Raw genomic sequence first — 17,714 nt, forward strand, 5'->3', positions numbered from 1 at the left:
CACCCGGGCAGGTCTTCATGCAGTTTGCAGTACGCACCCTCGCGCCCGACCTGTCGATCGCCAGCGTCGTCGTCGACGCGCTCGACGAAGCCGACGCGCGCCGCCAGGTTGAAATGCGCGGCCTGCACGTCAGCGCGGTCGAGCCGGCTGGCGGCGGCGGCCTGCGGCGCGCGCGTGGCGGCAAGCTGTCCATCGTCCTGTTCAGCCAGGAGCTGCTGGCGCTGCTGAATGCAGGCCTGGGCATTGTCGAAGGCCTGGAAGCGCTGCTGGAAAAGGAAGCCAATCCGGCCGCGCGCGTGGTGCTCGAACGCCTGCTCGCCGGCCTGCGCGAAGGCAAGCGCTTTTCCAGCGTGCTCGCCGCCCAGCCGGCGCTGTTCCCGCCGCTGTACGTCGGCATCGTGCGCGCCGCCGAAGGCACCAGCGACTTGCCGCGCGCGCTGGCGCGCTACATCGACTACCAGCAGCGCATCGACACCGTGCGCGCGAAGATCGTCAGCGCCTCGATCTACCCGGTGATCCTGCTGTGCGTGGGCGGCGGCGTCAGCGCCTTTTTGATCGGCTACGTGGTGCCGCGCTTCGCCGAGGTGTACCAGGGCGCCGGGCGCAACCTGCCATGGATGTCGCAGCTGCTGCTCGAATGGGGCCAGTTCGCATCCAGCCACGGCGTGCCGATCCTGCTGTGCGCGCTGGCGCTGCTGGCGCTGGCCATCGCGGGTGCGCGCCGCCTGCTCAGGAGCGGCGGCATTACGCGCCTGCTGGCGCGCCTGCCCGGCATCGGCGAGCGCGCCCGCATCTACGAACTCTCGCGCCTGTATCTCACGCTCGGCATGCTGAGCGAGGGCGGCATCACCATCGTCAACGCCATCGAGACCGTGCAGTCGATGGTCTCGCCGACGCTGCGCCAGCAGCTGGCGCAGGCGCGCGCGGCCATCGAATCGGGCCGCCCGCTGTCGGACGCCTTCGAGGCCCATGGTCTGACCACGCCGATCTCGCTGCGCATGCTGCGCGTGGGCGAACGCACCGGCGACATGGGTCCGATGCTCACCCAATCCGCGGCTTTCTACGACGGCGAGATCAGCCGCTGGATCGACCGTTTTACCCGCACCTTCGAGCCGCTCCTGATGGCCGCCATCGGCCTGGTGGTGGGCGCCATCGTGGTGCTGCTCTACATGCCGATCTTCGATCTCGCAGGGGATATGTCGTGAGTGCGTCCGGTACGGCGGTCTCCCTCGATGCAGCCATGCTGGCGCGTGCGCGCTCGCAAAGCCGCCTATCCCACCGTACGCCCGTGGCCGAGCTCGAAGTCATCAGCGGCCTCGAACCGCGCCAGCTGGTGGTGGCGCTGGCCGAACCCTTCGGCTTGACGGTGATGGAAACGGCCGAGATGCTGATCCAGGAGCCGGCCTTCGATTTGCTGCCGCTGGCCCAGGCCATGGCGCGCCACTGCGTGCTGCTGCGCGGCGCGGGCGGCCAGGTCACCGGCGTGATCGCCGATCCCTTCGACCTCGACCAGCAGACCTGGCTGTCAAGCATGGCCGGCGCCACGCCGCGCGCCCCGCTGCACCTGCGCCTGGCGCTGCAGTCCGACATCCAGGCCTATTTGTCGCGCCAGGAGGCCTCGGCGCGCGCGGTCGATACCCTCGTGCCCAGCGGCGGCGATGCCCGGCGCGACGGCAAGACCGCCGCCGTGCTGTCGTTCGCCTCGGTATCGGAAGCCGGCAGCCCGGCCGTCAAGCTGGTCAATTCCACGCTCTACGACGCCCTGAAGGCCGGCGCCTCCGACATTCACCTGGAAAGCACGGCCAGCGGCATCGCGGTGAAGTACCGCGTGGACGGCGTGCTCGATCATGCGGCCTCGGTCGGCGGCATCGAGCTGGCCGAGCACATCATCTCGCGTTTGAAAGTGCTGGCCGAACTCGACATCGCCGAGCGCCGCATCCCGCAGGACGGGAGCTTTCGCGTCGAATCCGGCGGGCGCGAGATCGATTTGCGCGTCTCGATCATGCCCAGCATCCACGGCGAAGACGCGGTCATCCGTATCCTGGACAAGCGCGCCATGATCGAGGCCTATGGCGCGCTGACGCTGGAAGCCCTGGGCTTCGACGCGCCCTCGCTGGCCACGCTGCGCATGCTGGCCCAGGAAGCCTACGGCATGCTGCTGGTGACCGGGCCCACCGGCTCGGGCAAGACCACGACCCTGTACGCGGCGCTCACCGAAATCCACAATGGCCGCGAAAAGATCATCACCATCGAAGACCCGGTCGAGTACCAGCTGCCCGGCATCCTGCAGATTCCGGTGAACGAGAAGAAGGGGCTCACGTTCGCGAAGGGCCTGCGCTCGATCCTGCGCCACGACCCCGACAAGATCATGGTCGGCGAGATCCGCGACCGCGAGACCGCCGAGATCGCAGTGCAGTCGGCGCTCACCGGCCACCTGGTGCTGACGACGGTCCACGCCAACAACGTGTTCGACGTGTTCGGGCGCTTCACCCACATGGGCATCGACCCCTACGCTTTTGTCTCGGCCCTGAACGGCATCTGGGCCCAGCGCCTGGTGCGCATGAATTGCCCCCACTGCGCGGTGCGCTACACGCCCACCGACCACGAGCTGGTAGCGGCGCGCCTGGAGCGCGAGGCCGCCGAAGACTACCTGTTCATGCGCGGCAAGGGCTGCGGCGACTGCCGCGGCACCGGCTACAAGGGCCGCCGCTCGATCGCCGAGATCCTGACCCTGAACGACGAGATCCGCGAGCTGATCGTCGACAAGCAGCCGATCCGGCGCATCAAGGCCGCCGCCCACGCCAACGGCACGCGCAGCCTGCGCATGGCCGCGCTCGACCTGGTGCGGCGCGGCGCCACCACGCTCGACGAAATCAAGCGGGTGACCCAGCATGCCTAGACTGCCCGGACAATCGCTGCGCCTGGGGCTGGGCCACGACAGCCTGGCCCTGGTCCGCGTCGGCCGCGTGTTCGGGCGCGGCGCGACGGTGCTGGCCGAGGCGCGCCTGGCCGATGCGCACGATTCGGCATCGCTGCGGCAAGGGCTGCGCGCGCTGCTGGCCGGGGCGCAGGTCGCCGGCTGGCCGCTGAGCGTGGTGCTGGCCGACGAGTTGGTACGCATGTGGCAGGTCGCGCCGCCGCCGAACGCGGCCCGGCCGGCCGACCTGGAGGCGGCTGCAAGCATGCGCTACCAGGCCCTGTTCGGCGCGCCGCCGGGCGGCTGGAAGATCGCCGCCGACTGGCAGGCCACGCGGCCCTTCCTGGCCGCCGCGCTGCCGCTGGCGCTGGTCGAGGGGCTCGAGGAAGCGGCGCGCGAGGCGCGCTGCCACCTGGTCGAGATCGTGCCGCAGTTCGTCGCCGCCATGAACGCCTGGCGCCGCCAGCACCGCCCCGGCGCCTGGTTCGGCCTGGTGCATGGGCAGGTCCTGACCCTGGCCGCCTACGACGGCCGCGCCCTGGCCGCGCTGCGCACGGCCGTGGTGCCGCCCGGCGCCGACCGCGAGTGGCTGGAAAGCCATGTGGCGCGCGAGGCGCTGCGGGTGGGCGTGGGGCGGCCCGAGCGGGTACAGGTGTGCGGGCCGGCACCGCGCAGCTGGGCTAGCCACGAGGGCCGCCTCAAGTTCGGCTGTACCCTGCTCGACGACGAGGGCAGCAGCGGCCAGCCGGCCGCCGTGCGCCTGGCCCGTACCGGGAGCCCGGCATGAAGCGCGTGCGTCTCGATTTCGCCCGGCCGGGCCTGCGCCGCGCCTTGTTCCTGGCGCCGCCCGGCGTGTGGGGGCCGCTGCTGGCCGCACTGGTCGTGTGCGGCGTGGCGCTGGTGCATGTGCTCGATTACCGCGAGGCGCGCGAGGAAGTCGACGCGCTGCAGGCGGCCCTGCGCGCACGTGCCGGCGCGCCGCCGGTGCAGCCGGTGGTCCAGCGCACCGGGAAAACGAATACGCCCGTCAGCGAGCAGCAGGCCACGGCCGTGAATGCCGCCGTGATGCAGTTGAACCTGCCCTGGCGCGCGCTGCACGACGCCGTGCGCGAGGCCACGCCGGCCACGGTGGCGCTGCTGGCGCTGGAACCCGATGCGCGCAAGCGCGTGCTGCGCATCACGGCCGAAGCGCGCGGCAGCGACGACATGATCGCTTACGTGGAAAAACTGCAAACGCAGAAATGGTTCGGCGCCGTCACCCTGGTGCGCCACGAGATCGGCGAGCAGGACCCGAACCGGCCGATCCGCTTCCAGATCGATGCCCAGTGGGGTACGCCATGAAGCGGCTGGAGGTATCTTCGCTGGCGCTGCGCCTGCGCCTGGCCCTGCGCGCCACCAGCCCGGTGCTGCTGGCGGCGCTGCTGCTGGGTGCGAGCGGCATCGCGGCGCTGGCCTGGCTGGTGCCGGCGCGCGAAGCGCTCGAAGCGGAACGCGAACTGGCGCGCCGCGCCGCCGCCGCCCCGCCGCCCGCGCCGCGCGCCGAGCCGGTCGCCAGTGCCGACGCCAACCTGGCCCTGTTCTACGCCTCGCTGGGCGAGAAACGCGTCGCCGAGCGGCAGGTCAGGACCCTGTTCGACATCGCCGCCAAAACCGGCCTGACCCTGCGCCAGGGCGAGTACAAGAGCGGCTACGACCGCAACGGCAAGCTGCACACCTACCAGATCAACCTGCCGGTGCAGGGCAGCTATGGCCAGGTGTGGCGCTTCGCGCTGCTGGCCTTGCGCGCGATTCCGTTTGCCTCGCTGGACGACATCAGCTTCAAGCGCGACAGCATCGGCCAGGCCCAGGTGGATGCGCGCCTGCGCCTGACGCTCTACATGGCGGATGCGCCGGAGGTGCAGCGATGAAGCCGCGTCACATCCTGATGGGCGTGGCGCTGGCGATTGCCGCGGGCCTGGCCGCGTTTGGCGACACGACGCCGCAGGAAGACGTGGCCGAGGCGGTCGAGCGCCCGGCGCAGCCGGCACGCGCCCCAGCCGCGCAGCGCACATCGGCGGCATTGGCCGCATCGGCCACCATCCTGCGCCTGCAGCCGCGCGCGGACCTGATCGGCGATTTGTCCGCCAGCGGCGACGACCTGTTCGGCAGCCAGGACTGGACGCCGCCGCCGCCGCCGCCGCCCCCGGCACAAGCCGGTCCGCCACCGCCGCCGATGGCGCCGCCGCTGCCCTTCACCTTCATCGGCAAGTCGCTGGAAGAGGGCCGGTGGGAGGTCTACCTGGCGAGCGGCGAGCGCACCCACATCGCATTCGAAGGCGGCACGCTCGATGGCGCCTGGCGCGTCGAGCGTATCGCGCCGCCGCTGATGACCCTGACTTACCTGCCGCTGAACCAGGTTCAGCAGCTCAATATTGGAGCATTCGACTAATGGTTCGTTCCCGCATCCGTTCCGTCGCCGCCGTGGGCCTGGCGTGCACGCTGCTCGCGGGCTGCGCGGCCCAGCGCGCCTACCAGGAGGGCAATGCGCTGGTCGCCCGGGAAGAGGTGGGCGCCGGCTTGGCGAAATACCGCGAGGCGGTGGCCGCCGACCCCGGCAACCCGCTGTACCGCGCCGCTTACCTGCGCGCGCGCGACGGCGCCACCGTGCGCCTGATCGACGGCGCCGAGCGCGATTTGGCCGCCGGCCGCGCCGAGGAAGCGCGCAGCGCCTTTGCACGCGTGCTCGAGATCGACCCGGCCAACGAGCGTGGCCGCGCCGGCATGCGCCAGCTGGAAGCCGATGCGCGCCACAGCGCGCTGATCGAGGCCGCCACGCTTGACGTGGAGAAGAAGGACTATGAGGCCGCGCGCCAGAAGCTGTCGGCCATTCTCACCGAACGCCCGCTGCACGAGCGCGCGCGCGTGATGCTCAACGACGTGAACGAGGCAGCGGCGGTGCCGACCTCCGAGGCCACGCTATCCGCCGCCTTCAGGAAGCCCATCAGCCTGGAGTTCCGCGACGCGCCGCTGCGCCAGGTCTTCGAGATCATCGCGCGCCACTCGGGCCTGAACTTCGTGTTCGACAAGGACGTGCGTTCCGACCAGCGCACCTCGATCTTCCTGAAGAACAGCACGGTGGAGGCGGCCGTGCACTTCCTGCTGGTGACCAACCAGCTCGAGCGTCAGGTCATGGACGGCAATACCATCCTGGTCTACCCGAACGTGGCCGTGAAGCTCAAGGAATACCAGGAGATGACGGTGAAAACCTTCTACCTGGCGAACGCCGAAGCCAAGACCATCGCCAACACCTTCAAGACCATCCTGAAGTCGCGCGACGTGGTGATCGACGAAAAGCTGAACCTGGTGATCCTGCGCGACAGCCCGGAAGCGATCAAGCTGGCCACCCAGCTGGTGGCCCTGCAGGATGTGCCCGAGCCGGAAGTCATGCTCGACGTCGAGGTCCTGGAAATCAAGCGCAGCCGCCTGATGGACCTGGGCCTGGCCTGGCCGCAGAGCCTGGGCTTCACGCCGCTGATCGCGGCGCAAGGCGCACCGATCACGATCAACGAATTGCGTGGCCTGAACAGCGACAGCATCGGCGTTACCGGCATCGGCGCCACCCTGAACGCCAACAAGACCGACACCGATTCGAACACCCTGGCCAACCCGCGCATCCGCGTACGCAACAAGGAAAAGGCCAAGGTCGTGATCGGCGACCGGGTGCCGAACATCACCACCACGGTCTCGACCGGCGTGGGCGGCTTCGCTTCCCAGTCGATCACCTATGTCGACGTCGGCCTGACCCTGAACGTCGAGCCGACCATCTACCTGAACAACGAAGTCGGCATCCGCATCTCGCTCGAAGTGAGCAACCTGATCGACTCGATGACGACCAACGACGGCTCGGTGGCCTACCGCATCGGCACCCGTTCGGCCCAGACCATGCTGCAGTTGAAGGATGGCGAGAACCAAGTGCTGGCGGGGCTGATCAGCAGCGAAGACCGCACCAGCGGCAGCAAGGTGCCGGGCGTCGGCAGTTTGCCGGTGCTGGGGCGCCTGTTCGGCAGCACGCGCGACTCGAACGACAAGACCGAGATCGTGCTATCGATCACGCCGCACCTGGTGCGCACCATCCAGCGCCCGCCGGCCGGGGCGTCCGAATTCGGCGCCGGCACCGAGGCCAGCTTCCGCCGCCGTCCGGATACGGCGCTGCGCCTGCCGGCCGTGGCGCCTGTTCCCGGCACGCGCGCGCTGCCGCCGCCCGCGCAGCCGGCGAACAGCCAGCCGACCGCGCCGCCGCTCGGCCAGCCCGCCACCGCGCCAGGCGTGCCGCCGCCGGTCACCGGCATCCCGCTGTCGCAACCGATCGGCACCACGCCGCCTGCCGCGACGCCGCAGGTAACGCCGATCCCCGCGCCGGTCGCGACCCCGATCCCGAACCAATGATGCAGACCCGTAGGGTGGACGGCTTTTGTAATCCAGTCCCCCGGACTGGATTACTCCACGCGTCCAACCCACGCCCATATCGATGCGACCGACGCGTCATGCGCGGCTTCACCCTGATCGAACTCCTGGTCACCCTCACCATCCTGGCCCTGCTCGCCACGCTGGTGATCCCGGTCGGCCAGACCGTCATCCAGCGCCGTAACGAAGCCCAGCTGCGCCAGTCCCTGCGCGAGGTCCGCTCCGCCATCGACGCGTATAAACGCGCCAGCGACGAAGGCCGCGTCAAGAAGAACGCCGGCGCCACGGGTTACCCGGCGAAACTGGAGCTGCTGGTCGAAGGCGTGACCGATCTGCGCAGCCCGAAGCAGGCCAAGATCTACTTCCTGCGCCGCCTGCCGCGCGACCCTTTCAACCCCGACCCGGAACTGGCCGATGCCGACACCTGGGGCAAGCGCAGCTACGCCAGCGAAGCCGAGGAGCCGAAGGAGGGCGACGACGTCTACGACGTGTATTCGACTTCGGGCAAGACCGGCCTGAACGGCATTCCCTACAGGCGCTGGTGAGACCATGAGCATCCCGAATCGCAAGCGCGGCTTCACCCTGATCGAACTGCTGGTCGTGCTCGGCATCATTGCCTTGCTGCTGACGCTGGCCGTGCCGCGCTTCTTCCCGAGCGTCGACAAGACGAAAGAAACCATCCTGCTCGACAACCTGCGCAACACGCGCGCCGTGATCGACCAGTATCACGCCGACACCGGCCGCTATCCGGATTCGCTGGAACAACTGGTCGAGAAAAAATACCTGGCGCGGGTGCCGGTCGATCCGGTCACCGAGAGCGAGAGTACCTGGGTGATCGTGGCGCCCGAGGCCGACGGCGAGCAGGGCGCCGTGTATGACATCCGCAGCGGCGCGCCCGGCAATGGCCGCGACGGCCGCCCCTACGCCGAATGGTAGCGCGGCCCTCATCGAACGAGGCCGGCTTTACCTACGTCGGCATGGTGTTTTTTGTCGCCATGCTGGGCCTGGTCGGCGCCGCGACCCTGAAGGTCGATACGCTGCTGCGCCGCGCCGCCGCCGAACAGGATTTGCTCGAGATCGGCGCCGAATTTAGCGAGGCCCTGCGCAGCTACGCCGCCGCCACGCCGCGCGGTTACCCGACCGCGCCGCCGACCCTGCAGGATTTACTGAAGGACCCGCGCTTTCCCGGCACGCGGCGGCACTTGCGGAAAATCTTCGTCGACCCGGTCACGGGCAAGGACGAGTGGGGCATCGTGTACCAGGGCGACAAGGTGGGCGTGCTGGCGGTGTACAGCCTGTCGCAGGCGCAGCCGCTGAAGCTGGCGAATTTCGACGCGCGCTTCCTGAACTTCGAAAACAAGGAACACCTGTCGGAATGGAAGTTCACGGCGACCGGGCAGGGCGTGAGCGTGACGGCGCCGAACAACATCGCGCCACCGGGCACGCCAAGCACGCCCGGTGCGCCGGCGTCACTGTTCCCGGCCCCGGGCGCCCAGCCTGCGCCGCCTGCGCCATCCGCCCCGCCATCCGGGCCGCCGGCCCAGCCACAGCCCGAGCCCGAGGCTGAGCCGCCGGCGCCTGAAGAACCGGAGGCGCCGCCGGAAGCATCCGAAACGTCGCCGGAGCCGGCTGAAACGCCGGAGCCGCCGCCGCCCGAGCCGCCGCCGAGCGACGGCCGCCAGACAGGCTAGCTGTGCTTACTTGGCGCGGCGCTTGAAGTCGCGCGGACGAAAGCCCAGCACACCCAGCACGCCGAAGTAGGTGATCCCACACAGGGCGATGATGCCGAGCAGGGCGCCTGCGCGCAGCAGCGGATGGGCGCGCAGCGCGATCCAGTCGAACTGGACCTGGCTGAACCAGGCCACGGCCCCCATCACCGACACCGCCACCACCAGTTTGACGAAGAAAGCACCCCAGCCCGGCAGCGGCACGTAGATACCGCGCTTGCGCAGGCCGCGGAAGAGCAGGGCGGCGTTCAGGCAGGCGGCGACGCCGATCGACAGCGCCAGTCCGGCCACGCCCAGCAGCGGCACGAAGACCAGGTTCATCAGCTGGGTCGCGACCAGTGTGCCGACCGCGATGTACACCGGCGTGCGCACTTCCTGGCGCGCGAAAAAGGCCGGCGCCAGGGTCTTGACCAGGATGAAGCCGAGCAGGCCGGCGCTGTAAGCCATCAGCGGCAACGAGGAGGCATCCACGTCGGCGGCGTCAAACGCGCCGTAGTGGAACAGGGTCGAGATCATCGGCGTGGCCATGGTGGCGAGACCGACAGCTGCCGGGATCGACAGCAGGAAGGTCAGGCGCAGGCCCCAGTCGAGCAGCGAGGAGTATTCCTGGGTGTCGCCTTCGGTATTCGCCTTGGCCAGGCCCGGCAGCAAGATGGTGCCCAGGGCCACGCCGAGCAGGGCGGTCGGGAGTTCCATCAGGCGGTCGGCGTACTGCAGCGCGGTGACGGCGCCGGCGGCCAGGCTGGCGGCAATCGTGGTGTTGATCAGCAGGCTGATCTGGGCCGCGGCCACGGCGAACACGGCCGGCCCCATCTTGCCGAGCATGCGGCGCACGCCGGCGTCGCGCAGGCCGGTTAGGGGATTGATCGACAGGCGCGGCAGCATGCCGAGCTTGATCAGCGGCGGCAGCTGGAGCGCCACCTGCAGCACGCCGCCGATGCACACGCCGACCGCCATCGCATAGATCGGCTGCTCGAAATAATCGGACAGCACGACGGCGGCAAAGATGAAGGAGAGGTTCAGCAGCACCGGCGTAAAGGCCGGAATCTTGAACTGGCGCCAGGTGTTCAGCACGCCGCTGGCCATGGCAACGAAGGCCATGCAGGCGATGTAGGGGAACATCATGCGCGTCATGACCACCGCCGCGTCGAAGGCAGCCGGCTCGCGCTGCAGCCCGCCGCCGATCCAGAGGATCAGGACCGGGGCGGCGATGATGCCGACGATACTGGTCAGCACGGTCGCCCAGATCAGCACGGTGGCGACGTGGTCGACCAGGGTCTTGGTCGCTTCCTGGCCGTGTTTCGTCTTGTATTCGGTGAGGATGGGCACGAAGGCCTGGGAGAACGCGCCCTCGGCGAACAGGCGCCGCAGCAGGTTCGGCAGGCGGAACGCGATGTTGAAGGCGTCGGTGAAATTCGAGGCACCGAAGGCGGCGGCGAACAGGCTTTCGCGCAACAGTCCGGTGATGCGCGACACCATGGTCATGCTGGAGATGGCGGCGAGGGTCTTGAGCAGATTCATGGGCCGAGATTATAACTGTGCAACACCCGGCGCGGCCCTGCTTCAGTGGCTTTTGTGAATAATGAATTGCTAGGAGGGGATTCCTTCGCTATAATCGTGGGCTGTACTGAATTCTGTTAGCAGACACTTATGTTTGGCAGGCACTGGAATGGGCCAGTTTGACTCGCTAATGTTTGCAAACGCAACTTGACCCCGATTTAGGAAATTCCATGGCAAATACCGCACAAGCACGCAAGCGCGCTCGTCAAGCAGTTAAGCAAAACGCACACAACAGCGCCCAGCGCTCGACCCTGCGTACCGCAATCAAGGCCGTCCGCAAAGCCATCCAGGCTGGCGACAAGGCCGCTGCAACCAGCATCTTCCAGTCGTCCGTGTCGACCATCGACAGCATCGCCGACAAGAAGATCATCCACAAGAACAAGGCCGCTCGCCACAAGAGCCGCCTGGCTGCTGCCCTGAAAGCCCTGTCGGCCTAATAGACCGGTTGGCGCGCGGCACACGCCGCGCTGGCAGTACAGTGGAAGAAAGACCCGCCCGATGCATGTCCGGCGGGTTTTTCCGCTTTGTGCTGTCGGGTTTGATGTTGGGTTGTCGTAGGGTGGACACCTGTGTCCACGCTGTCTGACCGGTCGATTCGAGGCAAAGTATCGCGTAGCTCTGCGAAACTGTGTGGTGTGCATGAGTGCGACCACGTGGGCACGTCATTGATGCCCCCGGCATCAATGACCCCACCCTACAACGTCAACACCCCAGCCAACATCGGTTAATTTCGTGCCGAGGTCCACGCCAAACACCCGGCCACCCACGCCGAATTGCTCACCACCCAGGCCCCATGCCGGTAGAGCTGGCCGGTCCTGCTCTTGTCCCGCACATCGAGCGCCCACACGTCCCCCGACGGCGCCGACCACAAGATCCGCCCGTCCACCGCGTCGATCCCCGCGAACACCTGCGCCGGCGTCGTGCCCGGCTTGAAGAACACCATCACCGTATTCACGTTCGGCGGCGGCAGCGCCGCCATCGGCCCGCCGACCAGCACCGCCGCCACCAGCATCGCCGCGCCGGCCTTACCGCCGAGCGCGCCGCCATTCCGGTCGCGCCCCAGCCACCAGCCCAGCGCCGCGACTGCCACCCCGAACACGAAGAACCACAGCAAGTCCCAGAACAGCACGTTTTCGCTGTCGAGCCGAATCCGGTGGATGCCCAGCACCCAGTGCGACAGCACTCCATCGAGCATATGCCAGGCCCCAAACCCGATCAGGGCCTTGGCAAGCAGCAGCCGGTCGCCGCCAGGCGCGGACAGGCTGTGCCGTCCTTTCCACAATTTCCACAGTCCGGCAAACGCAATCACGTACATCAGCAAGTGGAAGAAGCCATCCGCCATGATCTGCAGCCGGATGTCCTGGAAGGGCGGGCGCGTGACCAGCGACAGCAAATGGTGCCACTGCAAAATTTGGTGCAGCAGGATGCCGTCGAAGAAGCCGCCCAGACCAAAGCCCAGCAGGAAGCCGGCCCAGCCGAGCGAGCGCAGCGCGGGAATGGCGAAGGCATCGGACTGGCGTACGCTCATGGCAACTCCTGGCAAATGGTGGGGAGGGAAAACCTGGGCACATGCTAACGCGTTCGCGCACTGCCGAGCGCCCGGCAGGCGGTGCGGGGAGGAGGGCTGTTGGGATGCTAAAGCTATAGCGTCTAGTAAAATACTGGTGCATAATGTGAAACGCGCGTCTTATGTCTTATAGAAGAGTTGACGCAGTGCTCCAGGAGAGCCGAGCAGCGGGGCAGGCCCGGACGTATCGTCCATCGCGCGCTGTCCATCGTGCGCCAAGCGGAGTAGTATCGGCGCGTGGATGGCGTGCCGCCCGACAGCGGGCGCAGACAGGCCTTATTTATTAGTTAGACATTCGCGATACCGTCGCGAGAACCGAGGAAATAGTGCATGAGCAGTGATCCGACCATCATCTACACCCTGACCGACGAGGCGCCGCTGCTGGCGACCCACGCCTTCCTGCCTGTCGTCAGCACCTTCACCAAGGCTGCGGGTATCCGCGTCGAGCAGGCCGATATCTCGGTCGCCGCCCGTATCCTGGCCCAATTCCCGGAAGCCCTGACCCCTGAGCAACGCGTCCCTGACGTGCTGGCCGAGCTGGGCAAGAAGACCCTGGAACCGGACGCGAACATCATCAAGCTGCCGAACATCTCCGCATCGGTGGGCCAGCTGACGGCCGCGATCAAGGAACTGCAGGGCAAGGGCTACAACATCCCCGACTACCCGGCCGATCCGAAGACCGACGAAGAGAAAGCCATCAAGGCCAAGTACGGCAAGTGCGTCGGCTCCGCTGTGAACCCGGTCCTGCGCGAAGGTAACTCGGACCGCCGCGCCCCGCGCGCCGTGAAAGAATACGCACGCAAGAACCCGCACTCGATGCAGCCATGGTCGCAAGCTTCGCGCACCCACGTCTCGCACATGACCCACGGCGACTTCTACCACGGCGAAAAGTCGATGACGGTGAATGGCGCGCGTGAAGTCAAGATGGAACTGATCACCAAGAGCGGCCAGACCGTGGTGCTCAAACCAAAAGTCGCGCTGCAGGATGGCGAGATCATCGACTCGATGTTCATGAGCCGCAAGGCCCTGCTCGAATTCTACGAACAGCAGATCGAAGACGCGAAGGAAACCGGCGTCCTGTTCTCGCTGCACGTGAAAGCCACGATGATGAAGGTCTCGCACCCGATCGTCTTCGGCCACGCCGTGCGCATGTTCTACAAGGACGCGTTCGCCAAGCACGGCGCGCTGTTCGACAGCCTGGGCATCAACGTCAACAACGGCATGGCCGATCTGTACAACAAGATCGCCGACCTGCCGGCCTCGCAGCGCGAAGAAATCGAACGCGACCTGCACGCCTGCCAGGAACACCGTCCGGCGCTGGCCATGGTTGACTCGGCCAAGGGCATCACCAACTTCCACTCGCCGAACGACGTGATCGTCGACGCCTCGATGCCTGCGATGATCCGCGCCGGCGGCAAGATGTACGACGCCAACGGCCGCCTGAAGGAAGTCAAGGCCGTCATCCCTGAATCGACCTTCGCCCGTATCTACCAGGAGATCATCAACTTCTGCAAATGGCACGGCGCCTTCGATCCGAAGACCATGGGCACCGTCCCGAACGTCGGCCTGATGGCCCAGCAAGCCGAGGAATACGGCTCGCACGACAAGACCTTCGAGATCGCCGAAGACGGCGTGGCCAACATCACCGACCTCGCCACCGGCGAAGTGCTGATGAGCCAGAACGTCGAGCAGGGCGACATCTGGCGCATGTGCCAGGTGAAGGACGCGCCGATCCGCGACTGGGTCAAGCTGGCGGTTACCCGCGCACGCAACTCGGGCATGCCAGCCGTGTTCTGGCTCGACCCGTACCGTCCGCACGAGAATGAACTGATCAAGAAGGTCAAGACCTACCTGAAGGATCACGACACCACCGGCCTGGACATCCAGATCATGTCGCAAGTGCGCGCCATGCGTTACACCCTGGAGCGCGTCAAGCGCGGCCTGGACACCATCTCGGTGACCGGCAACATCCTGCGCGACTACCTGACCGACCTGTTCCCGATCATGGAACTGGGCACCTCGGCCAAAATGCTGTCGATCGTCCCGCTGATGGCCGGCGGCGGCATGTACGAAACCGGCGCCGGCGGTTCGGCTCCGAAGCACGTGCAGCAGCTGACCGAAGAAAACCACCTGCGCTGGGATTCGCTGGGCGAGTTCCTGGCCCTGGCGGTGTCGCTGGAAGACCTGGGCATCAAGACCGGCAACGCGAAAGCCAAGGTGCTGGCCAAGACCCTCGATTCGGCCACCGGCAAGCTGCTCGACAACCGCAAGTCGCCTTCGCCGAAGACCGGCGAGCTCGACAACCGCGGCAGCCAGTTCTACCTGTCGCTGTACTGGGCCCAGGAACTGGCCGCGCAGACCGAAGATGCCGAGCTGGCAGCCCAGTTCGCGCCGCTGGCCAAGAGCCTGGCCGAGAACGAGTCGAAGATCGTTGCCGAGCTGCTGGAAGTGCAGGGCAAGCCGGCCGATATCGGCGGCTACTACAAGCTCGACGAAGCCAAGGTGACGGCCGTGATGCGTCCGAGCGCGACCTTCAATGCGGCGCTGGAAACGGTTGCTTGATTGAAGTCGTGGCGCGGCCCTGCCGCGCAATGAAGTGAAATAAAAACCCGCCAGATCAGCTTGATCTGGCGGGTTTTGTTTTTTGTAGGGTGGGCACTCCGTGCCCACGCGGACGTATGCGCCATGTTAGCCTAAAGGCGCGGAAATAACGTGCGCGGTCGTTGCCAGCGTTCGCGGAGCATCCCGGATGCCGCCGGCGGCCTGCGGCTTGTCGGGTTCTCATCCGGCTAACGCTGCATCGCCTTCCGCGTGGGCACGGAGTGCCCACCCTACGTGTTCAATATTTCGATATAAACAGCGTCGTCGGCATGCCAACGACGCGTTCAACGTCCCGGCTTTAAAGCGGCGACCGGCACCTCGATATATTCGCCCGGCATCAGCGGATGCGTCGCCAGCGAAAACGGCCCGATACTGCTGCGCACCAATCTCAAGGTCGGCAAGCCCACCGCCGCCGTCATCCTCCGCACCTGCCGGTTCTTGCCTTCCTCCAGCGTGATCGCAATCCACCCCGTCGGCTTGTCCGCGCGCGACCGGATCGGCGGGTTGCGCGGCCACAGCCATTCCGGCTCTGCAATGCGCACCGCGCGGCAGGGTTTCGTGACGAAGTCGCCCAGGTCGAGCGGCGCTTGCAGCCGTGCCAGCGCATCGGCATCGGGCACGCCATCCACCTGCACCAGGTAGGTCTTGGCTTCCTTGTGGTCGGGGTGGGCGATCTTGTGCTGCAGCTTGCCGTCGTCGGTGAGCAGCATCAGGCCTTCGCTGTCGGCGTCCAGGCGGCCGGCCGGGTAGATGTTGGGAATGTCGAGGTAATCGGCCAGCGATTGCCTGCCTTCCTGCGGGCTGAACTGGCACAGGACCTGGAAGGGTTTATTGAAGAGAATCAGGGGCATGGAGAAGCTGAAAAGGGTTCGGACTGCCGAGCGTGGCGCGCCGCACAAGACTGGTGCATAATGCAAGACGCCATCTCTTATAGAGGACCAAGCCGGCATTGTAATGTAATCCCAGACCATGCCTGCAGCGCCAGAAGCAGCGAGCTGTTACCCTGCCACGCGACCATTTCGGAGAACACGATGTACCAACATATCCACGTACCCGCCGACGGCCAGAAAATCACCGTCAACGCCGATTTTTCGCTGACTGTACCAGACAACCCGGTCATCCCCTACATCGAGGGCGACGGCACCGGCGCCGACATCACCCCGGTGATGCGCAAGGTGGTCGATGCGGCGGTGGCCAAGGCCTATGGCGGTGCGCGCCAGATCAGCTGGATGGAAATCTTTGCCGGCGAAAAGGCGACGAGCGTGTACGGTCCGGACGTCTGGCTGCCCGAGGAAACATTGGCGGTGCTGAAGGAGTACGTGGTCTCGATCAAGGGTCCGCTGACCACGCCGGTCGGCGGCGGCATCCGTTCGCTGAACGTGGCCCTGCGCCAGGAACTCGATTTGTACGTCTGCCTGCGCCCGGTGCGGTATTTCGCCGGCGTGCCATCGCCGCTGAAGCAGCCGGAAAAGACCGACATGGTGATCTTCCGCGAAAACTCCGAAGACATCTACGCCGGCATCGAATGGGCGGCAGGGTCGGAAGGCGTGCAGAAACTGATCGCCTTCCTGACGAACGAGATGGGCGTGAAAAAGATCCGCTTCCCGGAAACCTCGGGCCTGGGCATCAAGCCGGTCTCGCGCGAAGGCACCGAGCGCCTGGTGCGCAAGGCGATCCAGTACGCGATCGACAACGACAAGCCCTCGGTGACGATCGTCCACAAGGGCAACATCATGAAGTACACCGAAGGTGGCTTCCGCGATTGGGCCTATGCGCTGGCGCAAAAGGAATTCGGCGCCGAGTTGATCGATGGCGGCCCATGGTGCAAGTTCAAAAATCCAAAGACCGGACGCGACATCATGGTCAAGGATTCGATCGCCGACGCCTTCCTGCAGCAGATCCTGCTGCGCCCGGCCGAATACAGCGTGATCGCCACCCTGAATTTGAACGGTGACTATATCTCGGATGCGCTGGCGGCCCAGGTCGGCGGCATCGGCATTGCGCCGGGCGCGAATATGTCGGATTCAGTGGCGATGTTCGAAGCCACCCACGGCACCGCGCCGAAATACGCGGGCAAGGATTATGTGAATCCCGGTTCCCTGATCCTGTCGGCCGAAATGATGCTGCGCCATATGGGCTGGGTCGAGGCGGCCGGCCTGATCATCGCGGCTATGGAAAAGGCCATTCAGTCGAAACGCGTGACCTACGATTTCGCGCGCCTGATGGAAAACGCGACCCAGGTATCGTGTTCCGGATTCGGCGACGTCATGATCGAGCAGATGCAATCGGCATGATGCGCTCGCCGCCTGTATTCGCCGCGGGTATTAATTCCTGGCGATAGAAAGGAATGCAGTGGACGGCGAGAAGGAATACGAACAAATCGGGCGCATGATATATGGCTTGCATCGCGCCGGCCTGGATGAAGAACGACTGAAGGAACTGGCGCTTGACGCCACGCATCCCGAACAGGCGGCCCGGGCAGGGCGCATGCTGCAGCTATTCGAGGAGATCGTCGGCCGGGGTGGCCGGCGTCTCGAAGGCGACCAGTTAACGGCTGCCCTCGAGGAAGCCTGGCGCCTGTTCCAGGCGCTGCACGGCGAGTAAGAAAAGCAGGCGAAAAAAAACCCCGCCGGAGCGGGGTTCTTCGCAGTGGCTTTCCGCCAGGGCCGATTACATGCCCTGGATGTTGGAAGCTTGCTTGCCTTTAGGGCCTTGCGTGACTTCGAATTGGACTTTCTGACCTTCTTTGAGGGTCTTAAAACCGTTCATATTGATCGCGGAGAAGTGTGCAAACAGATCCTCGCCGCCGTCATCTGGAGTGATGAAGCCAAAGCCTTTGGAATCATTGAACCACTTAACAGTACCAGTTGCCATAAAAGAACTTTCAAATAAAAACAAA

General features: G+C 66.2%; 18 protein-coding genes. 14 read left to right on the forward strand and 4 right to left on the reverse strand.

Translation table 11 applies throughout. From position 1 onward, the window contains the following. The first annotated feature begins 17 nt into the window (after window positions 1–17). From LK540_RS18600 to LK540_RS18645, 10 genes are all read left to right on the forward strand, one after another. Complete coding sequence (locus LK540_RS18600; protein ID WP_229438802.1) at window positions 18–1,205, forward strand: type II secretion system F family protein; 1,188 nt, start codon at window positions 18–20, stop codon at window positions 1,203–1,205. A 35-nt stretch (window positions 1,206–1,240) separates the two neighbouring features. Further along, entirely contained in the window at window positions 1,241–2,899 is a 1,659-nt protein-coding gene (locus tag LK540_RS18605; RefSeq protein WP_229438860.1) for a GspE/PulE family protein, read from the forward strand. Further along, entirely contained in the window at window positions 2,892–3,704 is an 813-nt protein-coding gene (locus LK540_RS18610) for a hypothetical protein (protein WP_229438803.1), read from the forward strand. Before LK540_RS18605 ends, LK540_RS18610 begins: the two co-directional genes overlap by 8 nt. Then, entirely contained in the window at window positions 3,701–4,258 is a 558-nt protein-coding gene (locus LK540_RS18615; protein WP_229438804.1) for a PilN domain-containing protein, read from the forward strand. Before LK540_RS18610 ends, LK540_RS18615 begins: the two co-directional genes overlap by 4 nt. Beyond that, complete coding sequence (locus LK540_RS18620) at window positions 4,255–4,824, forward strand: hypothetical protein (RefSeq protein WP_229438805.1); 570 nt, start codon at window positions 4,255–4,257, stop codon at window positions 4,822–4,824. The genes LK540_RS18615 and LK540_RS18620 overlap by 4 nt, the downstream gene beginning before the upstream one ends. After that, on the forward strand, window positions 4,821–5,345 hold the full coding sequence (locus LK540_RS18625; RefSeq protein ID WP_229438806.1) for a hypothetical protein: 525 nt from the start codon (window positions 4,821–4,823) through the stop codon (window positions 5,343–5,345). The genes LK540_RS18620 and LK540_RS18625 overlap by 4 nt, the downstream gene beginning before the upstream one ends. Further along, window positions 5,345–7,342 carry a secretin N-terminal domain-containing protein gene (locus LK540_RS18630; protein ID WP_229438807.1) on the forward strand — a complete coding sequence of 666 codons (1,998 nt, stop codon included), beginning with the start codon at window positions 5,345–5,347 and terminating at the stop codon, window positions 7,340–7,342. Before LK540_RS18625 ends, LK540_RS18630 begins: the two co-directional genes overlap by 1 nt. Window positions 7,343–7,440: 98 nt before the next feature. After that, complete coding sequence (locus LK540_RS18635) at window positions 7,441–7,905, forward strand: type II secretion system protein (protein WP_229438808.1); 465 nt, start codon at window positions 7,441–7,443, stop codon at window positions 7,903–7,905. 4 nt (window positions 7,906–7,909) lie between these two features. Beyond that, entirely contained in the window at window positions 7,910–8,296 is a 387-nt protein-coding gene (locus LK540_RS18640; RefSeq protein ID WP_229438809.1) for a prepilin-type N-terminal cleavage/methylation domain-containing protein, read from the forward strand. Beyond that, window positions 8,290–9,051, forward strand: coding sequence for a type II secretion system protein (locus LK540_RS18645; RefSeq protein WP_229438810.1), 762 nt, complete (start codon window positions 8,290–8,292; stop codon window positions 9,049–9,051). The genes LK540_RS18640 and LK540_RS18645 overlap by 7 nt, the downstream gene beginning before the upstream one ends. A 6-nt stretch (window positions 9,052–9,057) precedes the next feature. Here the strand turns inward: LK540_RS18645 and murJ are convergent, their stop codons facing one another. After that, a complete protein-coding gene (murJ, locus tag LK540_RS18650; RefSeq protein ID WP_229438811.1) occupies window positions 9,058–10,608 on the reverse strand; it encodes a murein biosynthesis integral membrane protein MurJ in 1,551 nt (516 codons plus the stop codon). 209 nt (window positions 10,609–10,817) lie between these two features. Between murJ and rpsT the strand changes: the two genes are divergently transcribed. After that, on the forward strand, window positions 10,818–11,084 hold the full coding sequence (gene rpsT / locus LK540_RS18655) for a 30S ribosomal protein S20 (protein WP_056339242.1): 267 nt from the start codon (window positions 10,818–10,820) through the stop codon (window positions 11,082–11,084). A gap of 287 nt (window positions 11,085–11,371) precedes the next feature. On the opposite strand, the gene LK540_RS18660 is transcribed toward rpsT, so the two are convergent. Then, window positions 11,372–12,175 carry a DUF2243 domain-containing protein gene (locus LK540_RS18660; RefSeq protein ID WP_229438812.1) on the reverse strand — a complete coding sequence of 268 codons (804 nt, stop codon included), beginning with the start codon at window positions 12,173–12,175 and terminating at the stop codon, window positions 11,372–11,374. A 369-nt stretch (window positions 12,176–12,544) separates the two neighbouring features. On the opposite strand from LK540_RS18660, the gene LK540_RS18665 reads away from it, so the two are divergent. Further along, on the forward strand, window positions 12,545–14,776 hold the full coding sequence (locus LK540_RS18665) for an NADP-dependent isocitrate dehydrogenase (protein WP_229438813.1): 2,232 nt from the start codon (window positions 12,545–12,547) through the stop codon (window positions 14,774–14,776). 323 nt (window positions 14,777–15,099) lie between these two features. Here LK540_RS18665 and LK540_RS18670 read toward each other — a convergent pair whose 3' ends face one another. After that, entirely contained in the window at window positions 15,100–15,666 is a 567-nt protein-coding gene (locus tag LK540_RS18670) for a pseudouridine synthase (protein ID WP_229438814.1), read from the reverse strand. 180 nt (window positions 15,667–15,846) lie between these two features. Here LK540_RS18670 and icd point away from each other — a divergent pair, with 180 nt between their 5' ends. Then, window positions 15,847–17,109 (forward strand): NADP-dependent isocitrate dehydrogenase, encoded by a 1,263-nt coding sequence (icd, locus tag LK540_RS18675; RefSeq protein WP_229438815.1) that lies wholly within the window; start codon window positions 15,847–15,849, stop codon window positions 17,107–17,109. Window positions 17,110–17,167: 58 nt separating this feature from the next. Beyond that, on the forward strand, window positions 17,168–17,419 hold the full coding sequence (locus tag LK540_RS18680) for a hypothetical protein (protein ID WP_229438816.1): 252 nt from the start codon (window positions 17,168–17,170) through the stop codon (window positions 17,417–17,419). A 66-nt stretch (window positions 17,420–17,485) separates the two neighbouring features. Here the strand turns inward: LK540_RS18680 and LK540_RS18685 are convergent, their stop codons facing one another. Continuing rightward, window positions 17,486–17,689, reverse strand: coding sequence for a cold-shock protein (locus tag LK540_RS18685; RefSeq protein ID WP_020653506.1), 204 nt, complete (start codon window positions 17,687–17,689; stop codon window positions 17,486–17,488). Window positions 17,690–17,714: the final 25 nt, after the last annotated feature.

It is taken from the genome of Massilia sp. IC2-278 (genome assembly GCF_020708045.1).
Lineage (GTDB): Bacteria > Pseudomonadota > Gammaproteobacteria > Burkholderiales > Burkholderiaceae_D > Telluria.